The 22,469-nt window shown below is 70.8% G+C and carries 24 protein-coding genes; 10 read left to right on the forward strand and 14 right to left on the reverse strand.

The annotated features are described in order from the left end of the window. Positions 1-44 precede the first annotated feature (44 nt). Both V6S66_RS13795 and V6S66_RS13800 read left to right on the forward strand, forming a co-directional pair. Positions 45-1,205 carry an amino acid deaminase/aldolase gene (locus V6S66_RS13795; RefSeq protein ID WP_334207371.1) on the forward strand — a complete coding sequence of 387 codons (1,161 nt, stop codon included), beginning with the start codon at positions 45-47 and terminating at the stop codon, positions 1,203-1,205. Next, the gene (locus V6S66_RS13800) at positions 1,202-2,509 is read left to right on the forward strand and encodes a D-arabinono-1,4-lactone oxidase (RefSeq protein WP_334207372.1); all 1,308 of its coding nucleotides are present in this window, start codon (positions 1,202-1,204) and stop codon (positions 2,507-2,509) included. Before V6S66_RS13795 ends, V6S66_RS13800 begins: the two co-directional genes overlap by 4 nt. 26 nt (positions 2,510-2,535) lie before the next feature. Here the strand turns inward: V6S66_RS13800 and V6S66_RS13805 are convergent, their stop codons facing one another. The 4 genes from V6S66_RS13805 to cysS are packed head-to-tail and all read right to left on the reverse strand — an operon-like array spanning position 2,536 to position 6,714. Further along, positions 2,536-3,780, reverse strand: a complete 1,245-nt coding sequence (locus tag V6S66_RS13805; RefSeq protein ID WP_334207373.1) for a hypothetical protein — start codon at positions 3,778-3,780, stop codon at positions 2,536-2,538. A 56-nt stretch (positions 3,781-3,836) separates the two neighbouring features. Further along, on the reverse strand, positions 3,837-4,316 hold the full coding sequence (locus tag V6S66_RS13810) for an SRPBCC domain-containing protein (protein WP_334207374.1): 480 nt from the start codon (positions 4,314-4,316) through the stop codon (positions 3,837-3,839). 47 nt (positions 4,317-4,363) lie between these two features. Beyond that, positions 4,364-5,308: a 23S rRNA (guanosine(2251)-2'-O)-methyltransferase RlmB gene (rlmB, locus tag V6S66_RS13815; RefSeq protein ID WP_334207375.1), complete on the reverse strand. Its 945-nt coding sequence runs from the start codon at positions 5,306-5,308 to the stop codon at positions 4,364-4,366. Next, positions 5,308-6,714 (reverse strand): cysteine--tRNA ligase, encoded by a 1,407-nt coding sequence (cysS, locus tag V6S66_RS13820; protein WP_334207376.1) that lies wholly within the window; start codon positions 6,712-6,714, stop codon positions 5,308-5,310. The genes rlmB and cysS overlap by 1 nt, the downstream gene beginning before the upstream one ends. A 73-nt stretch (positions 6,715-6,787) precedes the next feature. Between cysS and ispF the strand changes: the two genes are divergently transcribed. Continuing rightward, the gene (ispF, locus tag V6S66_RS13825; RefSeq protein WP_334207377.1) at positions 6,788-7,255 is read left to right on the forward strand and encodes a 2-C-methyl-D-erythritol 2,4-cyclodiphosphate synthase; all 468 of its coding nucleotides are present in this window, start codon (positions 6,788-6,790) and stop codon (positions 7,253-7,255) included. Between the two features lie 65 nt (positions 7,256-7,320). Here ispF and V6S66_RS13830 read toward each other — a convergent pair whose 3' ends face one another. Further along, the gene (locus V6S66_RS13830) at positions 7,321-7,806 is read right to left on the reverse strand and encodes a CarD family transcriptional regulator (protein WP_334207378.1); all 486 of its coding nucleotides are present in this window, start codon (positions 7,804-7,806) and stop codon (positions 7,321-7,323) included. A 163-nt stretch (positions 7,807-7,969) separates the two neighbouring features. Here V6S66_RS13830 and V6S66_RS13835 point away from each other — a divergent pair, with 163 nt between their 5' ends. Beyond that, complete coding sequence (locus tag V6S66_RS13835; RefSeq protein ID WP_334207379.1) at positions 7,970-8,569, forward strand: hypothetical protein; 600 nt, start codon at positions 7,970-7,972, stop codon at positions 8,567-8,569. Between the two features lie 97 nt (positions 8,570-8,666). Here V6S66_RS13835 and phoU read toward each other — a convergent pair whose 3' ends face one another. Further along, entirely contained in the window at positions 8,667-9,317 is a 651-nt protein-coding gene (gene phoU, locus V6S66_RS13840) for a phosphate signaling complex protein PhoU (RefSeq protein WP_334207380.1), read from the reverse strand. Between the two features lie 134 nt (positions 9,318-9,451). Between phoU and V6S66_RS13845 the strand changes: the two genes are divergently transcribed. Beyond that, the gene (locus V6S66_RS13845) at positions 9,452-10,588 is read left to right on the forward strand and encodes a sensor histidine kinase (RefSeq protein ID WP_334207381.1); all 1,137 of its coding nucleotides are present in this window, start codon (positions 9,452-9,454) and stop codon (positions 10,586-10,588) included. Further along, on the forward strand, positions 10,589-11,269 hold the full coding sequence (locus V6S66_RS13850; protein ID WP_334207382.1) for a response regulator transcription factor: 681 nt from the start codon (positions 10,589-10,591) through the stop codon (positions 11,267-11,269). 116 nt (positions 11,270-11,385) lie between these two features. On the opposite strand, the gene V6S66_RS13855 is transcribed toward V6S66_RS13850, so the two are convergent. The 4 genes from V6S66_RS13855 to V6S66_RS13870 form a co-directional block, all read right to left on the reverse strand. Beyond that, a complete protein-coding gene (locus V6S66_RS13855) occupies positions 11,386-11,718 on the reverse strand; it encodes a TfoX/Sxy family protein (RefSeq protein ID WP_334207383.1) in 333 nt (110 codons plus the stop codon). Between the two features lie 92 nt (positions 11,719-11,810). After that, entirely contained in the window at positions 11,811-12,557 is a 747-nt protein-coding gene (locus V6S66_RS13860; RefSeq protein WP_334207384.1) for a phosphoglyceromutase, read from the reverse strand. Positions 12,558-12,584: 27 nt separating this feature from the next. Continuing rightward, positions 12,585-13,265: a DsbA family oxidoreductase gene (locus V6S66_RS13865; RefSeq protein WP_334207385.1), complete on the reverse strand. Its 681-nt coding sequence runs from the start codon at positions 13,263-13,265 to the stop codon at positions 12,585-12,587. Between the two features lie 62 nt (positions 13,266-13,327). Continuing rightward, complete coding sequence (locus V6S66_RS13870) at positions 13,328-15,502, reverse strand: glutamine synthetase III family protein (protein ID WP_334207386.1); 2,175 nt, start codon at positions 15,500-15,502, stop codon at positions 13,328-13,330. Between the two features lie 139 nt (positions 15,503-15,641). Here V6S66_RS13870 and V6S66_RS13875 point away from each other — a divergent pair, with 139 nt between their 5' ends. Beyond that, entirely contained in the window at positions 15,642-16,178 is a 537-nt protein-coding gene (locus V6S66_RS13875) for a hypothetical protein (protein WP_334207387.1), read from the forward strand. Between the two features lie 35 nt (positions 16,179-16,213). Here V6S66_RS13875 and V6S66_RS13880 read toward each other — a convergent pair whose 3' ends face one another. Further along, the gene (locus tag V6S66_RS13880) at positions 16,214-16,717 is read right to left on the reverse strand and encodes a YbjN domain-containing protein (protein ID WP_334207388.1); all 504 of its coding nucleotides are present in this window, start codon (positions 16,715-16,717) and stop codon (positions 16,214-16,216) included. Further along, complete coding sequence (mshA, locus tag V6S66_RS13885; RefSeq protein ID WP_334207389.1) at positions 16,704-17,960, reverse strand: D-inositol-3-phosphate glycosyltransferase; 1,257 nt, start codon at positions 17,958-17,960, stop codon at positions 16,704-16,706. Before mshA ends, V6S66_RS13880 begins: the two co-directional genes overlap by 14 nt. Before the next feature lie 75 nt (positions 17,961-18,035). Between mshA and V6S66_RS13890 the strand changes: the two genes are divergently transcribed. Both V6S66_RS13890 and V6S66_RS13895 read left to right on the forward strand, forming a co-directional pair. Next, positions 18,036-18,539, forward strand: coding sequence for a septum formation family protein (locus V6S66_RS13890; protein WP_334207390.1), 504 nt, complete (start codon positions 18,036-18,038; stop codon positions 18,537-18,539). Between the two features lie 42 nt (positions 18,540-18,581). After that, complete coding sequence (locus V6S66_RS13895) at positions 18,582-19,340, forward strand: SDR family NAD(P)-dependent oxidoreductase (protein ID WP_334207391.1); 759 nt, start codon at positions 18,582-18,584, stop codon at positions 19,338-19,340. Positions 19,341-19,343: 3 nt separating this feature from the next. On the opposite strand, the gene V6S66_RS13900 is transcribed toward V6S66_RS13895, so the two are convergent. Next, positions 19,344-20,060, reverse strand: a complete 717-nt coding sequence (locus V6S66_RS13900) for a YwaF family protein (RefSeq protein ID WP_334207392.1) — start codon at positions 20,058-20,060, stop codon at positions 19,344-19,346. 143 nt (positions 20,061-20,203) lie between these two features. On the opposite strand from V6S66_RS13900, the gene rarD reads away from it, so the two are divergent. Continuing rightward, positions 20,204-21,151, forward strand: coding sequence for an EamA family transporter RarD (gene rarD, locus V6S66_RS13905; protein ID WP_334207393.1), 948 nt, complete (start codon positions 20,204-20,206; stop codon positions 21,149-21,151). Positions 21,152-21,432: 281 nt separating this feature from the next. Here rarD and V6S66_RS13910 read toward each other — a convergent pair whose 3' ends face one another. After that, complete coding sequence (locus V6S66_RS13910) at positions 21,433-22,443, reverse strand: polyprenyl synthetase family protein (protein WP_442885927.1); 1,011 nt, start codon at positions 22,441-22,443, stop codon at positions 21,433-21,435. Positions 22,444-22,469 lie beyond the last annotated feature (26 nt).

Below are 22,469 nucleotides of genomic sequence, written 5' to 3' on the forward strand. Positions count from 1 at the left end.
CATGAAGCTGCCGCGACTGCCCCGTCCGTGGGCATACTGAGGCCGTGACCGACCTGGCCCACCTCCTGCACGCGACGCGCGACCTCCCGGCGCCGCTGGCGGTCCTCGACGGGGTCGCGCTCGAGGCGAACCTGGCCGACCTCGCCCGGCGGGCCGCCGGTGTGCCGGTCCGCGTCGCCACCAAGTCAGTGCGTGTGCGCTCGGTCATCGACCGGGCCCTGGCGCACGACGCGTTTCGTGGGCTCATGACCTACTCCCTCGCCGAGAGCGTGTGGCTCGCCGACCTCGGCCACGACGACATCCTGCTGGCCTATCCCAGCGTGAACGGGCCGGCGCTGCGTGACCTCGCCGCCGAGCAGCACCGGCGAGCTGCGATCACGCTCATGGTCGACTCCCTGGACTCCCTCGACGCGATCGACGGTGTCCTCGGGGTGCAGCACCCGCCGATCCGCGTGTGTCTCGACGTCGACGCCTCGCTGCGGATCGGTCCGATCCACCTCGGCGTGCGCCGCTCCCCCGTGCACACCGCCAAGCAGGCGCGCCGGGTCGCCGAGGCGATCGCCCGTCGCCCCGGCTTCGAGCTCGTCGGCGTGATGTTCTACGACGCCCAGATCGCCGGCCTCCAGGACACCTCGCCCGCGGTCCGCCTCGTCAAGAAGCGCTCGGCCGCCGAGCTCGCCGAGCGTCGGTCCGCCGTCGTCGAGACCGTGCGCGCCGTGGCGGACCTCGATCTGGTCAACGCCGGGGGCACGGGCAGCCTCGAGGTCACCGGCCAAGATCCCGCGATCACCGAGCTCACGGCCGGCTCCGGGCTGTTCTGTCCGACCCTGTTCGACGGCTACGACGCGTTCGAGGCCCGCCCTGCCGCCTTCTTCGCCCTCGACGTCGTCCGCCGCCCGGCACGCGGGATCGCCACGTGCTTCAGCGGCGGCTACATCGCCTCCGGGCCGGCCGGCGACGCGCGTGTGCCCACCCCGGTCTTCCCCGCGGGCCTGTCCCTGATCGGCACCGAAGGCACCGGCGAGGTGCAGACACCCGTCACCGGCAAGGCCGCGCGCACCCTCCGGCCCGGAGACCGTGTGCTGTTCCGGCACGCCAAGGCCGGCGAGATGTGCGAGCGGTTCGACGCCGCCCACCTCGTCGACGCCGCGGGCGCAGTCGAGTCACACCCGACCTACCGCGGCGAGGGGAAGAACTTCGGATGAGATCTGGATCCACGACCACCTGGACCAACTGGGCGGGCAACGTCCGCACGTCCCCGGTCTCGATCGAGCGTCCCGCCTCCACCGCGGACGTGCAGGCGGTCGTCGCCCGGGCGGCACGCGACGGCCTCCGGGTCAAGGCCCACGGGGCCGGCCACTCCTTCACCGCGATCGCGGCGACCGACGGCATCGCGCTGAGCCTCGAGCGCATGAACCGCGTGCTCGACCACGACGCCACGACGGGCCTGGTCCGGGTCCAGGCCGGCATCTCCTTGCACGAGCTGAACCCTCGACTGAAGGCGCTCGGGCTGGCGCTGCCCAACCTCGGCGACGTCGACCCGCAGTCGGTCGCCGGAGCGATCTCCACCGGCACCCACGGCACTGGCGGCCGGCTGCGCGGCATCGCCGCAGCGGTGGCCGGCCTCCAGCTGGTCACCGGCGACGGCGAGGTCCTCGAGGTCGGCGCGGACCACCCGTGGGCGAAGGCCGTGCCGGTGAGCCTCGGCGCACTCGGCATCGTCACCGAGGTCACGCTGCAGTGCGTGCCGGCCTTCCTGCTGCAGGCCCGGGAGGAGCCGGCGACGCTGCCCGACCTCGTCGGGCGTCTCGACGAGCTGGCCGACGACGACCACGCCGAGTTCTACTGGTTCCCGCACACCGAGAAGGCGCTGCTCAAGCGCAACTCCCGGGTGCCGGAGGGCACGCCGCCCGCTCCGCTCGGGCGGCTGCGTCACTGGTGGGACGACGAGCTGCTGTCCAACACCCTCTACGAGCGGGTGCAGCGCGTCGCCGCGCGCCGGCCCGGGCTCGTCCCGCGCATCAACGCGATGTCGGGATCGATGCTGGGCGCCCGCACCTACACGTCGGACTCCTACGACGTGTTCGTCTCACCGCGCCGAGTGCGGTTCCGCGAGTCGGAGTTCGCCGTGCCCCGGGACGCGCTGGTGTCGGTCATCGAGGAGCTGCAGACCTGGTTCGCGGCCCGGCACGAGCTTGTCTCGTTCCCGATCGAGGTCCGTTTCACGGCCGCCGACGACGTCTGGATGTCGACCGGTCACGGGCGCGACAACGCCTACGTCGCGGTGCACCAGTACCACCGCACCGACCCGACGCGGTACTTCGCCGCGGCCCAGGAGATCTTCACGGCCCACGAGGGCCGTCCCCACTGGGGCAAGATGCATACCCTTGGTACCAGCTACCTCCAGGGTCGTTACTCGAGGTTCGAGGACTTTCTCGCCGTTCGCGACGAGCTCGACCCGAGGCGTCGCTTCACGAACTCGTACCTGGACCAGGTGCTCGGGGGCTGACCGAGCACCTGGTCCAGGGGTGCCGGTCAGTGCGAGTGGCCCTCGGACGACGAGGTGCCCACCACGACCAGGCGACCGGGCTTGCCGTCGACCTCGGCGGTGTCGAGCGCGTTCGTGGTCAGGTCGAGCGTGTGGATCGCACCGGCGAACGGGTCGGTGATCCACAGCGTGTCACCCGCGACGGCCAGGTACGGCCGGTCTTCCTTCCAGTCCTCGGTCTTGTCCCACGCGGCGATCGCCGGGACGGTCGTGACCGTGCCGCTCGCGAGATCGACGACCCGCAGGGCACCGTCGGTGCCGATCACGATCGCGCGCCCCTCGCTCACGACGATGTTGCTGAACGGCGCACCCAGCTCGACGACGCTGGTGCTGCTCGCGGCGGTGTCGTACAGGGCGAGCTTGGTGTCGAGCTCGGGCTGGTCCTCGGCCGAGAGCGTGCCGGCCACGACCGGGCTGTCGTGGTCGGAGGCCAACGTGCCCGTGCCTGCGCCGTCCACCGGCGAGGCGATGTTGCGCGCCTGACCGCCGTCGACGAGCAGGACACCCGTGTCGCAGCCGAAGGCGTAGCCGGTCTCGCCGACGTGCGTCTCACCGTGCAGGCCCGGGCAGGTCTCGAAGCGGTCCGTCTCGGTGCCCGTGGCGTCGAGCACGGCCACGCCGGTGGCCTCGCCGTCGACCGCGACCGAGGCCAGGAATCCGCCGTCGGCGGTCGGGACCGCGACGCCGTGGTGCGGCTCGCCGATCTCGAACAGCTGGGGCTCGACCGTGCCGCCCTCGAGCTCGTCGTGGTCGAGGACACCGAAGGATCCCTCGTCGTCGTACCAGATCACGCTGCGCTCGTCGTCGCTGACCGCGTGGTACGAGAGGTGGTCGAGGGTCAGGTCGGTCTCGGTCGGGTCGGTCGTGAAGAAGTGGCCGTGGTCGCCGTGGGCCTCGACCCAGGTGCCGGCGTCGACCAGGCCGATCTGCTCGTCCTGGTGGGCCAGCGTGAAGACGTGTCGGCCGTCGGCCGCGGTCTGCACGTACGGTGCCGAGTCGGTCGCGATGGTTCCCTCGGACTCGATGGTGGCGGCGTCGAAGACCTCCACGTGGTCGGCGTAGGCCACCACGAGGCGCGGCGTGGCCTGGTCGACCTCGACGGGCTCGGGGACCGAGGCGGACTCGTCCGAGGCGTCGGTGTCGCTGCCGCAGGCGGCCAGGGACAGGGCGATCGCGCCGAGCACGGCGGCGTGCCGGCGGCGAAGGGGGTGACGGGATGAGGAAGTGATCATGGGCGACACTTCACCAGTTCTTGAGAACGATTGTCAAACTCATTCTCGGCGATCACTCAGGCGTCGAGCTGCTCCGCCCCCAGGCGTTTCAACAGGGCCGCCGAGAACCCCTTGCCCATCGACGCGAGCACGCCCTGCATCGTCGTCGTGACGGCCGGTCGAGCCAGGCGCGGCAGCGGCAGGTCGACCCGCACGCCGAGGTCGATCTTCAGGTGCGTGCCCTCGGGGACCTCCGTGAGGACGTACACGCCGTCGACGCCGGCACGCTCCCGCTGGCCCTCCGGCGGGTCGTGGACGAACTCGATCCGATGCGGCTCGTCGACCTCCAGCCGCACCGTGAAGGCCGGCGCCAGGCTCACCCCCAGGCCGGGCACGTTCTGGAGCTGCCACGACCAATGGTCGCCATCGGCCTCGATCCGCTCCACGAGCGGGGTCATCGCCGCGATGGCATCGGGGTCGACCAGCGCCTCCCACACCGCACTACGGTCGGCCGTGACGACCGCCTCGGACGTCCTGCGTGACTCGAACCAGGTCATGCCACCATCCTCACCGCGACGGGCCCAGCCCGCGCGGCGAGGACGCGTCAGCGGTGCTGCGAGATCGCGTAGAGCGCGATGCCGGCGGCGACGCCGGCGTTGAGGGACTCCAGGTCCGAGGCCATCGGGATGCTGACGAGCTGGTCGCAGTTCTCCGCCACCAGACGCGAGATGCCCTTGCCCTCGCTGCCGATCACGACCACCAGAGGACCGTCGGCGAGCTCGAGGTCGGGCAGCGAGACGTCGCCGTCGGCCGCCAGCCCGATGACCATGACGCCAGCCTCCTGGTACGCCTTGATCTGGCGCGTGAGGTTGGTCGCGCGCGCCACCCGCACACGGGCGGCGGCACCGGCCGAGGTCTTCCAGGCGGACGCGGTCATCTGAGCCGAGCGACGCTCGGGGATCACGACGCCGTGGGCGCCGAAGCCGGAGGCCGAGCGGACCACGGCACCGAGGTTGCGCGGATCGGTGACGCCGTCGAGCACGACCACCAGCGGGTCCTCACCACGCTCCGCGGCCAGGTCGAGCAGGTCGTCGGGGTGCGCGTACTCGTAGGCGTTGAGCTTGGCGGCGATGCCCTGGTGCACGGCACCGGTCGTGAGCCGGTCGAGCTCGTTGCGCGTGATCTCGAGCATCGGCACGTGGTACTCCGACGACAGCCGGAAGATCTCGCGCAGCCGCTCGTCGCGCTCGATGCCCTCGGCGATGTAGAGACCGGCCACCGGCACCTTGGCGCGGAGCAGCTCGACGACCGAGTTGCGGCCCGCGACCCACTCGGGGCCGCCGTCGCTGCCCTTGCGCTTCGGCTTGGCCGCTTGGCGCTTGTCGGTGGCGCGCGCCATCTTGTAGGCCTTGTGGTTGGGGCGCTCCTCGGCCCGGGGCGTCGGCCCCTTGCCCTCGAGGCCCTGACGACGACGCCCACCCGACCCGGCGGTGGGGTTGCCCTTGCCGGACTTCTTGATGGCGCCTCGGCGCTGGCTGTTCCCTGGCATTACTGTCCCTTCACCGTCCACCGAGGGCCGTGTGGCGTGTCCTCGATCTCGATCCCGGCGGCCGTGAGCTGATCGCGCACCCGGTCGGCTGCCGCGAAGTCCTTGTCAGCACGCGCGGTCGCGCGCTGGTCCAACAGGTCGCCGATCAGGCTGTCGAGCGCGGCGTCGGCGCCCGAGGCGTCGTCGCGCGCGGCCCAGACCGGCGAGAGAGGGTCGACCCCGAGCACGTCGAGCATCGCCCGCACCTGCGCGAGCGTGGCGGCGAGCTCCGATCCGCCGGTGGAGAGCTGGCCATTGCCCCGGGTGACCACACCGTTCAGGACGGCCAGGGCCGCCGGGACCGCCAGGTCATCGTCCATCGCCGTCGCGAAGTCCTCGGGCACGCTGCCCGGCTCCCCCGGGCCCACCAGCTCGGCCGCACGGGTCACGAAACCGGCAATCCGCTCGAACGCCACGGCGGTCTCGCCGAGCGCCTCCTCGGAGTACTCGATGACCGAGCGGTAGTGCGCCGAGAGCAGGTAGTACCGCACCGCGATGGCGGGGAAGCGCTTGACGACCTCGCTGACCGAGAGCGTGTTGCCGACGCTCTTGGACATCTTCGCGCCACCGAGGTTCAGCATCGCGTTGTGCATCCACCGGCGTGCGAAGGCCTGGCCCGCCGCCGAGGACTGGGCCAGCTCGTTCTCGTGGTGGGGGAATCGCAGGTCGAGCCCGCCGCCGTGGATGTCGAACTCGTGGCCGAGGTACTTCGCGGCCATGGCCGAGCACTCCAGGTGCCAGCCGGGACGGCCGCGCCCCCAGGGCGTGGGCCAGCTGGCGGTCTCGGGCTCGCCGGCCTTGCTGCCCTTCCAGAGCGCGAAGTCCCGCGGATCACGCTTGCCCTCCGGGGGCGCGTCCTCGGCGGCCTGCATGTCGTCGACCTTCTGGTTGCTCAGCTCGCCGTAGGCCGGCCAGGAGCGGACGTCGAAGTAGACGTCGCCCGAGCCGTCGTCGGCCGCGTAGGCGTGGCCCCGCCCGATCAGCGTCTGCATCATCTCGATCATCTCGGGCACGTGACCTGTGGCGCGCGGCTCGTAGGTGGGCGGCGTGCACCCCAGCACCTCGTAGGCCGCGTGCAGCGCCCGTTCATTCTCGTAGGCGACGGCGTACCAGGGTCGGCCCTGCTCGGCGCCCTTCGCGATGATCTTGTCGTCGACGTCGGTGACGTTGGCGATGATCGTGACCGCGTACCCGGCGCGCTCCAGCCAGCGCCGCAGGACGTCGAAGACGACCTCCTTGCGGATGTGGCCCAGGTGCGGCGGACCCTGCACCGTCAGGCCGCAGTGGTAGATGCTCACGTGCCCGGGGACCACCGGCACGAAGTCGGAGATCTCCCGGGTCGCAGAGTCATGCAGCCGCAAGGTCACCGCACCAGCCTATCGGCCTCGGACCCTCACCGGTTCCACCCGACGCCACAGCACCGTGCGGCATGATCGGAGCATGAGAACCGGCATCGGCACCGACGTGCACCGGCTCGTGGACGGTCGGCCCCTCTGGGTCGCCGGGCTGCACTGGCCGGACGCCGACCGCGGGCTCGACGGCCACTCCGACGGCGACTGCGCGGCCCACGCCATGGTCGACGCCCTGCTGAGCGCCGCCGCACTGGGCGACATCGGCTCGGTCTTCGGGGTCGACGACCCCCGGCGCTCCGGCGCTTCGGGCGTGGAGTTCCTGCAGGAGACCGCCACGCGGGTCCGGGCCGCCGGGTTCGAGATCGCGAACGTCGCGGTGCAGGTCATCGGCAACGAGCCCCGGGTCGGCACCCGCCGGGACGAGGCCCAGTCCGCGCTCGGGCGTGCCATCGGTGCGCCGGTCAGCGTCTCCGGCACGACGACCGATGGCCTCGGGCTCACGGGCCGCGGCGAGGGCGTCGCCGCGATCGCGACGGCCCTCCTGCTGGTCTCCTGACCCACGTCCGCCCACGACGAACGGCCGCACCCGAGGGTGCGGCCGTTCGTACGAGGTGGAGCAGATCAGCTGGCGAGGACCTCGTCGAGGCGGGCCTCAGCCTTGTCCTCGTTGGTGTTCTCGGCGAGCGCGAGCTCGGACACCAGGATCTGACGAGCCTTGGCGAGCATGCGCTTCTCGCCCGCGGACAGACCGCGGTCGTTGCCACGGCGCCACAGGTCGCGCACGACCTCGGAGACCTTCATGACGTCTCCGGAGTGCAGCTTCTCGAGGTTGGCCTTGTAGCGGCGCGACCAGTTGGTCGGCTCCTCGACGTGCTCGGCACGCAGCACGCTGAAGACCTTCTCGAGGCCCTCGGCGTCGACGACGTCACGCACACCCACGAGGTCGAGGTTGCAGGCGGGGACACGGACGACGAGGTCGTTCTGCGCGATGATGCGCAGCACGAGGTAGTCGCGGTCCTCTCCCTTGATCTTCCTGGTCTCGATGTCTTCGATCACTGCCGCCCCGTGGTTCGGGTAGACAACCGTTTCGCCGACCGTAAAAGTCATAGAGAAAGCACCTTTCCTAGAGAGCCCAGTTTACCACGCGGAACTCAGGTGCTTCTTGGCCGTTTTTCATTCCCTGGGCGGCGAACGATGGTCGGTGCGCGGCGGCACACCGGAATTGGATAGGATCGGCCTCGTTGCCCGCCCCCCGCGAAAGGCCCTCGTCGTGCGTCTGCCCCGCCACCGCCGAACTCTTGCCGCCACCGCCCTCGTGGCCGCCGTGCTGTCGACCGGCGCCTGCGGCACCAGCTTCGACGCGCAGACGAACCAGCAGTACCAGGCCGCCGTGGGGGCCGACGACCGCGCCGCCGACGTCCAGGTCCTGAACGCGCTGCTCGTCGTCAGCACCAACGGCGCTGCCACCTTGTCGGCGACGCTCATCAACAAGACCGACAGCGACCAGCGACTCACCTCGGCCACGCTCGTCGATGGCGATGGCAACGAGCTCGAGCTCGTGAGCACCGACTCCGAAGACCTCCAGATCGCCCCGAACCAGGCCCGCGCGCTCGGCCAGACCGAGGAGGCGGCTCGCCAGTCGCCCAGCAAGGTCTACACGACCAGCGGCATCGAGGACATCGGCCTCTACTTCACCTTGACCCTGACCTTCAGCGGTGCCGAGGACGTCGAGATCGCGATCCCCTCGGTCACGCGCACCTCGGTGTACGCCGACGTCGCCCTGCCCCCGGGCGCCGACCCGGGCGGCAACCTGAAGGCTCCGGGCGCCGAGGCCACCAAGAAGAACGCCGAGAACGAGGGCGCCCACTGACGAACCCTCGCCGGGCGCACTGACCGACGCCTCGCGAGAACGACGAAGGGCCCCCACCGTGCGGTGGGGGCCCTTCGTCGTTCGGTGGGAGGAGGACTCACTCGTGGGTGGGCACCTCACCGGTGACCAGGTAGACGACGCGGCGCGCCATCGAGACCGCGTGGTCCCCGATGCGCTCGTAGTAGCGACCCAGCAGCGCCAGGTCGATCGCCGGCTCCACACCGTGGTCCCAGGTGTCACCGAGCAGGACGCGGAACAGCTCCTTGCGGAGCTTGTCCATCTCGTCGTCGGTGTCCTCGAGCTTCTCGGCGGCGACGAGGTCGCGGTTCGCGACGATGCGCGAGGCCGCATGGATCATCTGGTCGGCCACCGAGGCCATCGCCATGATCGTGGGCTGCAGGCTGGTCGGGACCGCGACCTCGGGCATGCGCAGGCGGGCGACCTTCGCGACGTGGACGGACAGGTCGCCCATCCGCTCGAGGTCGGTCAGCATGCGCAAGGTCGCGACGAGCTGGCGCAGATCGGTGGCGACCGGCTGCTGGGTGGCGAGGAGCAGGAGTGCACGCTCCTCGATGCCCTCGATGGTCTCGTCGATGACCTTGTCGCCGTCGATGACCTGCTCGGCGAGCGGCGCGTCGGCGTTGAGGAGGGCGGCGGTGGCAGCGGCGACGGCGCGACGCACGGAACCCGTGAGGGTCACCATGTCGTCGACGATCGCGTCGAGCTGCTCGTAGTAGAGATCACGCATGACCCTGAGGCTAGTCCGAGGCGGTGAACGACGAGCGACCCCCGGTGAACGAGACGTGAACGGGCGCGGAAAGGCCCGCGATGTCAGGGGTCGGAAAGCGATCTCGAGGTGAACGGCACCGTACGATCGCGGATGTGGACACAGAAGTCGCCTGGGTGCTGTCCGGTGCCGCCGGGCTCGTGCTCGGTGCTTTCATCACCTTCATCTGGAGGGTCGACGAACGGCGCCGCGAGGAGCCCGAGGTCGCCCCGGCACCCCTCGTGCCGATCGGCGCCGACGCGGTCCTGCGCGTGCTGTCGTCCTCGGCGGTCATCGTCGACGTCGACGACGAGGTCAGTCAGGCGTCGGCCCCCGCCGTCGCGCTGGGCATCGTCCGCGAGGGTCACCTGCACCCTGCCGAGCTCGTCGAGCTCGTCCGCCAGGTGCGCCGGGACGGCCAGATCCGCGAGGCCGACGTCGAGGTGCCGATCCGCCGGGCGGCGCCGCTGCAGGTCCACGTCCGCATCGCACCGCTGACGTCCCGCCTGGTGCTCGTGCTCGCCGAGGACCGCACGGCCGCCCAACGACTCGACATGATCAGGCGCGACTTCGTGGCCAACGTCAGCCACGAGCTCAAGACGCCGATCGGCGCCATCAAGCTGCTGGCCGAGGCGGTCTCCGAGGCCACCGACGATCCGGACGCCGTCACCCACTTCTCGTCGCGCATGTCCGACGAGGCCGACCGGCTCACCCGCCTCGTGCAGCAGATCATCGACCTGTCGCGCCTGCAGGCCGACACGCTGAGCGAGGACGCCGTCACGATGAAGGTCGGCGAGCTCGTCGCGGAGGCCTGCGAGCACTCCCTGACCGAGGCCGAGGCCAAGCGCATCGACCTGCGATCCACCGTCGACGGTGACCTGTTCGTGCTCGGCGACCGGGCGCAGCTGCACGCCGCGGTCAGCAACCTGGTCGAGAACGCCGTGACCTACTCCCCCGAGGAGTCCCGCGTCGCCGTCACCGCCAAGCGGGTCGACGACGACGTCAAGATCACGGTGTCCGACAACGGCGTGGGCATCCCCGCCTCCGAGCTCGAGCGGATCTTCGAGCGGTTCTACCGGGTCGACCCCGCGCGTGCGCGGTCGACCGGAGGGACGGGCCTCGGCCTGTCCATCGTCAAGCACGTGGCCGCCAGCAACGGCGGCTCCGTGGAGGTCTGGAGCGAACCGGGACTCGGTTCCACGTTCACGTTGGTGCTCCCGGCGTTCGATCCCGAAGTCGATGAGGAGAAGTAAGTGACCAAAGTTCTGGTGGTCGAGGACGAGACCAGCTACAGCGAGGCCCTCTCCTACGTGCTCCGCAAGGAGGGATTCGACGTCGCCGTGGCCGAGACCGGGCCCGACGCCCTGCTGGAGTTCGACCGCAACGGCGCCGACATCGTGCTGCTGGACCTGATGCTGCCCGGGCTGTCGGGCACGGAGGTGTGCCGGCAGATCCGACAGACGTCGTCGGTGCCGATCATCATGGTCAGCGCCAAGGACACCGAGGTCGACAAGGTCGTGGGCCTGGAGCTCGGCGCCGACGACTACGTGACCAAGCCCTACTCGCCGCGCGAGCTCGTGGCCCGCATCCGCGCGGTTCTTCGCCGCGGCACGGTCGACGAGATCGACGACACCGCCTCGATCGAGGTGGGTCGCATCCGCATGGACGTCGACCGCCACCTCGTGAGCGTCGACGGCGACGAGGTGCGCCTGCCGCTGAAGGAGTTCGAGCTGCTCGAGTTCTTCCTGCGCAACCCCGGCCGCGTGCTGACCCGCGGCCAGCTGATCGACCGGGTCTGGGGCGCCGACTACGTCGGCGACACCAAGACACTCGACGTCCACGTGAAGCGGCTGCGCGCCAAGATCGAGCAGGATCCGGCCAACCCGGTCACGCTGACGACGGTGCGTGGCCTGGGCTACAAGCTGGACGGGTGAACCGAGCGAGCGCCAGCGAGCGAGCGTGAACCCAGGTTGAGCGTTCCACCGGCGAAGCCGGTCAGATGTCGAAACCCCCGCACCCGACCGGCTCGTGTCCCACCGGTGGTGGCTGGCTACTTCGGGGGCAGGGTTCTGGCGTAGGTGAGGGCTGCTGACAGCCAGCGGTCGAGGTCGGCGTCTTCGGCCACGGCCGACCGCTCGACGTCGAGCCAGCCCTTCACGTGTCGGCCGCGCATCTCGGACGCGGCGACTCCCGGGGCGGCAGCGAGCTCATGGGTCAGGGCCGGGTCACACCGCACCATGAGCCCGCCCCGGGAGCTCGCGCACGCCGTCAGGCGTCCCTCGTCGAGGAATGCGATCCCGCCGGACATCCGTCGCTCGTCGGTCACGCCCCGTTCGACGAACCACTCCCGCAGGCGCACCACGACCTCCGGATCACTGGCCACGCATCAATTCTGGCGCTGATTCCGCACAAAGTCGCTCGTGACCACCAACAAAGTCTCTCCTGGCCACCAACAAAGTCTCTCGCGAGCGGAAATCAGCGGCCCTGGTTGGCGACGGCGGCGATGGCCGCCTCGGCCGCGGAGGGATCGAGGTAGGTGCCGCCGGCGATGATGGGGCGCAGGTCGGCGTCGAGCTCGTACACGAGCGGGATGCCGGTGGGGATGTTGAGACCCACGACCTCATCCTCACCCAGCCCGTCGAGGTGCTTGACGAGGGCACGCAACGAGTTGCCGTGGGCCGTGACGAGCACGGTGCGACCGTCGAGCAGGTCGGGCACGATCTCGTCGTACCAGTAGGGCAGCATCCGGTCGAGCACGTCGGCCAGGCACTCGGTGCGCGGCAGCAGCTCGTCGGGCAGAGCGGCGTAACGCGGGTCCTCGGCCTGACTGAACTCCGAGTCGTCGGCCAGCGGTGGCGGCGGCGTCGTGTACGACCGGCGCCAGGTCATGAACTGGTCCTCGCCGAACTCCGCCAGCGTGGCCTTCTTGTCCTTGCCCTGGAGCGCGCCGTAGTGGCGCTCGTTCAGGCGCCAGGAGCGCTTGACCGGGATCCAGTGGCGGTCGATGCCGTCGAGCACGATCTGCGAGGTGCGGATGGCGCGACGCAGCAGCGACGTGTGCGACACGTCGGGCGCGATGCCGGCGTCGGCCAGCAGCGTGGCGCCGCGGCCCGCCTCCTCGACGCCCTGCTCGTTGAGGTCGACGTCGACCCACCCGGTGAACAGGTTCTTGGCGTTCCACTCGCTGTGCCCGTGGCGCAGCAGGACGAGCGTGTAAGTCATGGCCCCGAGCCTAGCGGCGCCGCGGGCCTAGCGGCTCTCGGGCCAGGGTTCTCCGCGCTCGTTGCGGACCCGCTCGAGCGACTGCACGTAGTCGTGCTGGGAGTGCACGCCCGACATCGACCACTCGTCGTCGACGACGATGGCCGGCAGCTGGTCGAAGCCGACGTCGAGCGCGCCGATCTCGAGCGAGGCGGCGTGCTGGGCGTGCACGGCGTCGGTGTACTCGGTGCTCGCCAGCAGCGCCTCGGCGGTCTCGAGGTCGAGCCCCACGAGGGCGGCCCGGGTGGCCAGCACGAGATGGTCGGCGATGTCGGCACCCTCGAGCAGGTGGGCGCGCCAGAGCTGCTGCGCCAGGTCGTACTGCACGCCGGGCCCGGCCTCGTCGGCCCACGTGAGCAGGCGCCAGGCATCGAAGGAGTTGGCCTCGACGGCCTCCTCGAAGTTCAGGTCGATCCCGGTGATGCGGGCCGCGCCGGTGACCCGGATGTTCATGAGCTCGGCCTTGTCGGCCCCGCCGAGGCGATCGGCGAGCGCCGCCATGAGCGGCCGCCCCGCCGACACGACCTCGGGGTCGAGCAGGTGGGCCCGCAGCGTGGTGCGGACCGGCTCCCCCGTGAGGATCGTGTACGTCGCCGCAGCGCGCGTGAAACGGGTGGCGCCGATGAAGGACCACGGATCGGTGACGTCGACGAACAGCGTGGCCTTCATGCCGCCCACGCTACCGGCGCGACGTGACGGGCCGGCAGCGAGCAGCCACCGGCCCGCACCGGTCAGAGGATGTAGAGCATCTCCTGGTAGGTCGGCAGCGGCCAGAGGTCGTCGGCGACCGCGGCCTCGAGGCCGTCGGCCGCCGCACGCACGGCCGCCATCGCCGGCAACAGGGCGGTCTGGGCGTGGGTGGCCTCCCCCAGGGCGTCGTCGGCATGGCCCGAGTGGATCGCCGCGCGCAGGGCACCGATACCGACCCGGAGATCGGTGATCATGGCCGAGACCTCCTCGAGCAGATCCATGTCGGCCTCGACGCCGACCGCCGTCAGTGCGGCTACGTTGGTCGCGAGCTCGGTCTGGTACCGGACCCCCGCCGGCAGCACCGAGGTCTGACCGATCTCGAGCGTCGAGAGCGCCTCGACCATGATGCTCTGCGTGTAGTGCTCCAGCCCGATCTCGTAACGGCTGTGCGACTCGCTCTCGCTGAAGATCCCGTAGCGCTCGAACAGCTGCACCGCCGGCTCCGAGATCAGCTCGGGAAGCGCGTCCAGCGTCGTGCGCAGGTTGGGCAGACCCCGCTCGGCCGCCTCGACCTGCCACTCGTCGGAGTAGCCGTTGCCGTTGAACACGGCCGAACCGTGATCGGTGATGAGCTCGGTCAGCAGCTCCTGCACCGCAGTGTTGAACTCCGCGCCGAGCTCGACGGCGGTCTCGAGCTTCGTGGCGATGTGGTCGAGCGCCTCGGCCATGATCGCGTTGATCGTCGTCATCGGGCCGGCGACCGACTGCAGCGAGCCGGGGGCCCGGAACTCGAAGCGGTTGCCCGTGAACGCGAACGGGCTGGTGCGGTTGCGGTCACCCGGGTCGGTCGGCAGCTCCGGCAGGGTGTCGACCCCGATCTGCAGGGTGCCGCGGCCCTTCGACGAGGTCGCCGGACCCTTGGCCAGCTGCTCGAAGACGCCGGCCAGCTGGTCGCCGAGGAAGATCGAGATGATCGCCGGAGGTGCCTCGTTGGCGCCGAGACGGTGGTCGTTCGACGCCGAGGCGACCGACGCGCGCAGCAGTCCGCCGTACTGGTGGACGGCCCGGATGACGGCGGCGCAGAAGACCAGGAACTGCGCGTTGTCGTGCGGGGTGTCGCCCGGCAGCAGCAGGTTGCCCTCCGTCGCGTTGCCGAGCGAGAAGTTGACGTGCTTGCCCGAGCCGTTGACGCCCTCGAACGGCTTCTCGTGGAACAGGCACTCCATGCCGTGCTTGCGAGCGATCGTCTTGAACGTCGTCATGAGCAGCTGCTGGTGGTCGGCGCCCACGTTGGCGGCCTCGAACATCGGGGCGACCTCGAACTGGCCCGGGGCGACCTCGTTGTGGCGCGTCTTGGCCGGGATGCCCAGCTTGAAGAGCTCACGCTCGGTGTCGGCCATGAAGGCGAGCACGCGGGCCGGGATGGCGCCGAAGTAGTGGTCGTCGAACTCCTGACCCTTGGGGGGCTTGGCGCCGAACAACGTGCGCCCCGAGTTGAGCAGGTCGGGGCGGGCGACGAAGAAGTGGCGGTCGACCAGGAAGTACTCCTGCTCGGGGCCGCAGTACGAGACGACGGCGGCCGGGTCGTGGCCGAACAGCCGGAGCACGCGCTCGGCATGGACCGCCATCGCCTGCTGCGCCCGCAGGAGCGGCGTCTTGTGGTCGAGCGCCTCGCCGGTCATCGAGATGAACACCGTCGGGATGCAGAGCGTGTTGCCATAGGGGTTCTCGAGGATGTACGCCGGGCTCGTGGCGTCCCAGCCCGTGTAGCCGCGCGCCTCGAACGTGTTGCGCAGGCCGCCGTTGGGGAAGCTCGAGGCGTCGGGCTCGCCCTGCACCAGCGTCTTGCCGGCGAACTCGGCGAGCGCGGTGCCGTCACCGACGGGGTCGAAGAAGCCGTCGTGCTTCTCGGCCGTGAACCCGGTCAGCGGATAGAACACGTGGGCGTAGTGGGTGGCGCCCTTCTCCAGGGCCCAGTCCTTCATCGCCGAGGCGACCGCGTCGGCGACCAGCGGGTCGAGCTTCTCCGACTTCTCGATCGTCGCCATGAGGGACTTGAAGATCGACTTCGGCAGACGCTTCTGCATCACGGTCTTGCTGAACACGTTGCTGCCGAAGATCTCACCGGGGCCCTCGTCGGGGCTGAAGTCGGGGGCCGGTGGCACGTACGCCTCGACGTCGGTGATGGCCTGCAGACGTACCGGGTTCGCGCTCATGGATGAGGTCCTTCGTCGGGGGTGAAGGCGGCGCCGTCGCGCCACATCGGCCCAGAATGATCGACCCGCGTTACGGAACCGTGTCGGTCGCGCGTCGCTGGATGACCGGTGATGATGGGGGCGTGGACGGGGAGGCACCGTGATCTGGGTCATCGTCAGCGTCGTCGTGGCGACGGCGACGGTCGTCGGCGTGCTCGCCACCGTCTTCACGCTCTCGACGAGTCGGCGCGCGCGTCCAGAACTCGGTCCGCGGCCGCCCCCCGGCCCCCTGCCCAGCACCGAGGGAGCCCCTGCCCCGCCGCCGCGTCCGGGCGCGGTCGACGGCACGTGGAACGCGATGATCGCCGGTGGTGGCCTGTTCGGTGCGATGGGCGGCACCGTCAACGCCACGTTCGGGCGGATGGACGTCGTTTCCGGAGTCCTCTCATTCACCCGGGACGGTGCAACCGGCCCCGACTGGAGCACCCCCTGCACGCTCCTGCGCGTCCGTCAGCTCGGCGCCCTGGTGGCCAAGGGCGACGTCGAGCTGAACGGGCCGATGGGCCAGGTGCGCTGCACGGTGAGCCGCGAGCACGTCAATCGCTTCACGCAGAACGGCTTCAAGGACATGCGCGAGCAGGGGTACGCCCGCGAGTTCGTCCACGCTGCGCTCAGCCACGGCGCCGTGTACGGCTGAGGTCGGCCGTCAGCGCTCCGGCTCCGAGGCGTGCGTCAGTTGCTGCTCTCGGGGCGCAGGTGGGTGAAGGCCTCGAGGTTGCGCGTGGACTCGCCGCGCGACTCGCGCCACGCCCACTCCTTGCGGATCGAGGTGGCGAAGCCCAGCTCGAGGATGACGTTGAACGACTCGTCGGCGTAGGTCAGCACCGCGCCGAGGAGGCGATCGACCTCGTCGGAGGTGACGGCGTGCAGCGGCACCCTGCCGTCGAGGTAGATGTCGCCGGCGGCGTCGACGGCGAAGGCCACGCCGAACAGCTTGAGGTTGCGCTCGAGCAACCAGCGGTAGACGCCCTCGTGGTTCTCGTCGGGTCGCCGGGCCACGAAGGCATGGATGCCGAGCGAGTGGCGGCCGACCTCGAGCCGAACCGACGTCTTGAGCTTGCGCTCCCCCGGCAGATCGACGTCGAAGACACCGGGCGTGTGCTCGACGTGGTCGATGTCGGCGTCGGCGAGTGCGTGGAGGATGACCTCGCGCGGGGTGGGATCAGCTGGGGACACGAACGGCTCCTTGGCTCGCAGCGGCGTAGGACGTGAGGGTGCGCTCGGCGGTCATGTCCCAGCTGAAGCCCTCGGCGTGCACGACGGCCTTGGCCCCCATCGCGTCGCGGAGACCCTCGTCGAGCAGGAAGGGGCGCAGGGCAGCCGCGTAGGCGGCCGGGTCCTGCCGGTCGACCAGCACACCGCTGACGCCGTCGGCCACCGCGGTGGGGAGTCCACCGACGCGAGCGGCCACGACCGGAGTGCCGCACGCCTGGGCCTCGATCGCGACCAGACCGAACGACTCGTTGTGCGACGGCACGCACACCACGGTGGCGGCGGCGTACCAGTCGGCGAGCTCGGCCTGCGGGACCGTGGGCACGAACGTCACGACGTCACTCAGCCCGAGACGGTCGGTGAGGTCGGCCAGTGACGTGGGGCGCTCGAGCCCGGACCCCGAGGCACCGCCGACGACCGCGACCTGGAGGCGCGATCGCAGAGAGGGATCGTCGGCGACGAGCCGTGCGGCCGCCCGCACGACGAGGTCGGGCGCCTTGAGCGGCTGGATGCGGCCCGCGAAGAGCACCAGCGCGACGCCGGGATCGATGCCGAGTCGTCGGCGCGCCTCGGCCCGGCGGCCGGCCCGGAAACGGTCGAGGTCGACCCCGGGGTGCACCACGTCGACCCGGGCCGGATCGGCGTCGTACAGGCCGATGAGCTGAGCACGCTCGTCATCGGTGTTCGCGACGAGACGGTCGGCGAGACGCACGATGTCCTCCTCGCCTCGGACGCGTCCGAGGGGTTCGGGGGCGTCACCGGAGGCGAGGAGCGCGTTCTTGACCTTGGCCATGGTGTGCATCGAGTGCACCAGCGGCAGCCCCCAGCGGTCGCGGAGCACCGTGCCGACCTGGCCCGACAGCCAGTAGTGGGAGTGCACGAGATCGAAGTAGTCGGGGCCGTGCTCCGCCTCGACCCGGAGGACGTCGCGCACGAACGCGCACTGCTGGGCCGGCAGGTCCTCCTTGCGAAGTCCTTCGAAGGGCCCCGCGGCGACGTGGCGCACGGTGATGCCGGGGGCGACCTGGGCGAACGGCTCCTGGTGCCGGGACGTCGCGCGGGTGAACATCTCGACCTCGACCCCACGGGCGGCGAGTCGTCGCGAGAGCTCCATGACGTAGACGTTCATGCCGCCGGCGTCACCGTCGCCGGGCTGCGCCAGGGGCGAGGTGTGGGCCGACAGCATGGCCACCCGTCGAACGCTCACCTCGCCATCATCTCCCACACGCCGAAATCGGCGACTTGCGGCTCACCCGAGCTTCGCCTCGCCTACGCTTCCGCCATGACGACAACTCGCCGCCTACTGACCCTGACCGCCATCGCCGTCGCGGGCCTCATCCTGTCCGCCTGCTCCGACACCACGACCGAGACGGAGCGCGACGAGTCCGGCGAGGTCACCGAGCGCAACGACGACGCCAGCGTCTTCGAGATCCAGGTCGGCGACTGCTACAACTTCCCGGACGACTCCGCGACGTCGAGCGAGGTCGAGACGCTCTCGGCCGTCCCGTGCGCCGACCCGCACCAGGCCGAGGCCTACCACGAGGTCGAGCTCGAGGGCGACGAGTTCCCGGGCACCCCGGCCGTCGAGGAGCAGGCCGATGCCGAGTGCCTCGCCGAGTTCGAGACCTTCGTGGGCGCCGCCTACGACACGTCGACGCTCGAGTTCACGTACCTCGCGCCGACCGAGGCGTCATGGGACCAGCTCGACGACCGTCTGGTCTCCTGCCTGATCGTGGACCCCGCCAACCCCGAGGTCACCGGCTCGCTCGAGGGCGCTGCACGCTGACCCCAGCGGGCACCGACGACGGCGGCGCGGGACGATGGGTCCATGACCCGCACCCGCACCGCCGTCGTCACCGGAGCCAGCAGTGGGATCGGAGCCGCCACCGCGCGTGAGCTCGCCGCTGCCGGCTTCCACGTGTTCTGCGCCGCGCGCCGCGTCGACCGCCTCGAGGCGCTGGCCGCCGAGATCGGTGGCACCGCCGTCGCCTGCGACGTCACCGACGCCGGCGCCGTCGCACGGCTCGCCGAGACCGTCGGCGACACGCTCGACGTCCTCGTGAACAACGCCGGCGGCGCCCTCGGCGTCGACCCGGTCGCCGAGGCCGACGTCGACCAGTGGCGCCGGATGTACGAGATCAACGTGATCGGCATGGTGCAGGTCACCCAGGCCCTCGTGTCGGCGCTCGACGCCAGCGGGGCGGGCACGGTCGTCAACATCGGGTCGACCGCCGGTCACTGGGTCTACGAGGGCGGTGGCGGGTACGTCGCGGCCAAGCACGCCGTCGCTGCCGCCACCGAGACGCTCCGCCTGGAGCTCAACGGGCGTCCGATCCGGGTCACCGAGATCGCGCCCGGCATGGTGCAGACCGAGGAGTTCTCCCTGGTGCGCCTGGGCTCGCAGGAACGGGCCGACGCCGTCTACGAAGGCGTCGAGGACCCACTGACGGCCGAGGACATCGCCCAGACGATCGGGTGGGTCGTCGGACGTCCCGCCCACGTCAACGTCGACCTGCTCGTGGTGCGTCCGCTGGCCCAGGCGAGCAACAAGAAGGTCCACCGCGGTCCGCTGCTGCGTCGCGGCTGACCCTCAGCGCATCGCGGGATCGGGCGCCTCGCTCGGCACCGCGCGGCGGGCCCACGGCAGGACCAGCAGCGCCCACACCGCGGCGAGCAGGACGACCTCCACCGCGAGGTACCAGGGCCACACGGGCAACAGATCGAGCGCCGACGCACGCTGTGGCTTGCGGTTGACGTAGCCGTAGTTCGTGCCGACCACCACGTTGAAGGCGAACACCGACACCAGCCACACGAGCGTCGCCGCGACGGCCCGGCGGTAGGTGCGCCAGGTCGGCCCGGTGCCGAGACCCGGGACCAGCAGGAACCCCGCCCAGATGATCAGGACGTGCATCGCCCAGAACATCAGGAAGCGCGGCTCGGGGAACGGCGACGACAGGTCGGGCGTCAGCATGCCCTGCATCGTCAGCGTGAGTCCCCAGAGCCAGGTGATCGCGGCCGTCGTGCGGTTCCCGGTCCACAGGGCGTGCACCGCAACCATCCATGCCAGATCGCACAGCTGCAGCGGGAGCGAGGTGTTCAGGTTCCACTCGCCGGGCGTGAACTGCAGGAGCTGCAGCGGGATCGTCACGCCGGCGACCGCGACCGCGCCGCAGCGAGAGACCACGCGCGCAGTGTCGGTGCCCCGCAGCGCACGCCCGGCGAGCACCGCCAGCACACACCCGATCGCGAAGATCGTCAGGACGACGAGATGGGAGGAGTCGTAAGCCTCGAACCTCGCCGCTTCCATGGCCGCAGGGTAACCCGCCCGAACGTCTCACCGGTGCGGACGATCGCGCGGGTGACGTCGTCGCTCGCTGCGCCGACGACACGCACGCACACCGAGCACCTGGTCGAGGAAGCAATGCGCCGCTCCGGGTGTTGACTGCTCCCGTGGACCAGACGACGACGGCGACGGGGCGGACGCCGGAGGGACGCGTTGACCGGGGCGCCGGGGGCGTCGCATTCGGTGCTGCCGCCTACCTGTGCTGGGGCTTCTTCCCGCTGTACTGGCCGCTGCTCGACCCCGCCGGGCCGCTCGAGGCCCTGGCCCACCGCGTCGTGTGGTCCCTGGCGTTCGTGGCCCTGTTGCTCACCGTCACCGGGCGATGGGGCTCGTTCCTGGCGATCGCACGCCGGCCCCGGATCGTGGCGCTGCTCTTCGCCGCCTCGATCGTGATCGCAATCAACTGGGGCACGTTCATCTACGGCGTCACGAACGACCGCGTCATCGAGACGTCGCTCGGGTACTTCATCAACCCCTTGGTCACGGTCATGCTCGGCGTCGTCGTGCTGGGTGAACGGCTCCGCCGGCTGCAGTGGACCGCGGTCGCGATCGGCACGGTGGCCGTCGTGGTGCTGACGCTCGACTACGGCCGCCTGCCCCTCGTGGCCCTGTCGGTCGCGTTCTCGTTCGCGGCGTACGGGTTCCTCAAGAAGAAGGTCGACCTCGGAACGATCGAGGGGCTCGGCATGGAGACCCTCCTGCTGACGCCGTTCGCGCTGGCCTTCCTCACCTGGCTGGCGTTCAACGGCACCCTGGCCTTCGGCCACGAGGGCACCGGCAACGCCCTGCTGCTGGCCGGCACCGGCGTCGTGACCGCCATTCCGCTGTTGCTCTTCGGCGCTGCGGCCACCCGACTGAACCTGACGACGATCGGGCTGCTGCAGTACCTGGGCCCGGCGCTGCAGTTCATCTTCGGGCTGCTGGTCTTCGACGAGACCATGACGCCCGCTCGCTGGGCCGGCTTCGGTCTGGTGTGGCTCGCCCTGGCGCTGTTCACGACCGACGCCCTCCGCAGCCGCCGGAAGCCGCTCCCCGTGGAGCCGCTGCCGGTGTGACGCGCCGTCCGGCAGACAGCCGTTGAGTCCACGACCCTTCCCCCGGGACGAGCGGTGAGTCAGCAACCTTCTGGACGTCGGATGAGGTTGCCTTCCGACCGCCGGCTTCGAGCAGCGGTGACCGAGCAACCTCTGGCCCCCGGGAACGGTTGCTGACTCACCGCCCCGGCGACCGCGCTCGGTCCGTGGCCGCTCGTCGCGCAGATTCTGCCGAGGCGCGACCAGCCGTGGTGTCGAGGCTCGTCGCTGGCGCTCCTCGTGCCTCGATCAGCGGGGCTGCGTCAGCCGAGGCGGGTCGCGACGGCGTCGCAGAGCTGCTCGAGCGTCGCGCGGGCCGGGATGTCCGGCAGCGTGTGCAGCAGCGCACGGGCCGCGTCGGCCTCGGCCTGCACGTGGGCGCGGGCCTCGTCCATGGCCGGGTGACGACGCAGCGCCTCGAGCGCCTCGGCGTGCTCGGCGTCGTCGACCAGCGGCTTCGACAGCAGCTCCTTGAGCCGCGCGTCGGCGGGGTCGTCCGAGGCCAGGGCCAGCAGGACCGGCAGCGTCGGCACACCCTCACGCAGGTCGGTGCCGGGAGTCTTGCCCGACTCCCCCGTCTCGCTCGCGATGTCGATGATGTCGTCGCGCAGCTGGAAGGCCGCGCCGATGCGCTCGCCGAACTCCGTGAGCGCCCGCTCGACCTCGACCGGAGCAGCCCCCATCATGGCGCCGAACCGCGCCGCGGTGGCGATGAGCGACCCGGTCTTGTCGGCGACCACGGCGAGGTAGTGCTGGAGCGGGTCGCCGTCGCCGGGACCGATCGTCTCGCGGATCTGGCCGTGCACCAGCCGGGAGAACGTGCGGGCCTGGATGCGAACGGCCTCGGGCCCGAGCGAGGCGACGATCTCGGAGGCCCGGGCGAACAGGAAGTCGCCGACGAGGATCGCGAGGGTGTTGTCCCAGCGGGCGTTGGCGCTCAGGGCCCCGCGCCGCTTGTCGGCCTCGTCCATCACGTCGTCGTGGTACAGCGTGGCCAGGTGGGTCAGCTCGACCACGACGGCCGAGGGAACCACTCCCGGGGCGGCCGGGTCGCCGAACTCGGCGGCGAGCGTGACGAGCAGCGGACGGAAGCGCTTGCCGCCGGCACGAAGCAGGTGCGTGGCCGCCTCGGCCACGAAGGGCTCGTCGCTGTGCGCGGCGTCGGCCAGCTGCCGCTCGATCTCGGAGACACCCGCGACGATCCGCGCCTCGAGGGCCGGGTCGGCCACCGCGACGGGCAGGGCCGACACGGGGGATGACGACGAGGTCTGCACGGGTCCTCCTGGTCGATCCGACGGCT

This window comes from Aeromicrobium sp. Sec7.5 (genome assembly GCF_036867135.1).
Taxonomy (GTDB): Bacteria; Actinomycetota; Actinomycetes; order Propionibacteriales; family Nocardioidaceae; genus Aeromicrobium.

Coding starts and splice junctions, on each gene's coding strand:
- V6S66_RS13805 (WP_334207373.1), bottom strand. CDS start 3,780: ATGATCACTTCCTCATCCCGTCACCCCCTTCGCCGCCGGCACGCCGCC.
- V6S66_RS13810 (WP_334207374.1), bottom strand. CDS start 4,316: ATGACCTGGTTCGAGTCACGCAGGACGTCCGAGGCGGTCGTCACGGCC.
- phoU (WP_334207380.1), bottom strand. CDS start 9,317: ATGCGTGATCTCTACTACGAGCAGCTCGACGCGATCGTCGACGACATG.
- V6S66_RS13860 (WP_334207384.1), bottom strand. CDS start 12,557: ATGACTTACACGCTCGTCCTGCTGCGCCACGGGCACAGCGAGTGGAAC.
- rlmB (WP_334207375.1), bottom strand. CDS start 5,308: ATGCCAGGGAACAGCCAGCGCCGAGGCGCCATCAAGAAGTCCGGCAAG.
- V6S66_RS13895 (WP_334207391.1), top strand. CDS start 18,582: ATGACCCGCACCCGCACCGCCGTCGTCACCGGAGCCAGCAGTGGGATC.
- V6S66_RS13900 (WP_334207392.1), bottom strand. CDS start 20,060: ATGGAAGCGGCGAGGTTCGAGGCTTACGACTCCTCCCATCTCGTCGTC.
- V6S66_RS13800 (WP_334207372.1), top strand. CDS start 1,202: ATGAGATCTGGATCCACGACCACCTGGACCAACTGGGCGGGCAACGTC.
- V6S66_RS13890 (WP_334207390.1), top strand. CDS start 18,036: ATGACGACAACTCGCCGCCTACTGACCCTGACCGCCATCGCCGTCGCG.
- ispF (WP_334207377.1), top strand. CDS start 6,788: ATGAGAACCGGCATCGGCACCGACGTGCACCGGCTCGTGGACGGTCGG.
- V6S66_RS13865 (WP_334207385.1), bottom strand. CDS start 13,265: ATGAAGGCCACGCTGTTCGTCGACGTCACCGATCCGTGGTCCTTCATC.
- V6S66_RS13830 (WP_334207378.1), bottom strand. CDS start 7,806: ATGACTTTTACGGTCGGCGAAACGGTTGTCTACCCGAACCACGGGGCG.
- V6S66_RS13870 (WP_334207386.1), bottom strand. CDS start 15,502: ATGAGCGCGAACCCGGTACGTCTGCAGGCCATCACCGACGTCGAGGCG.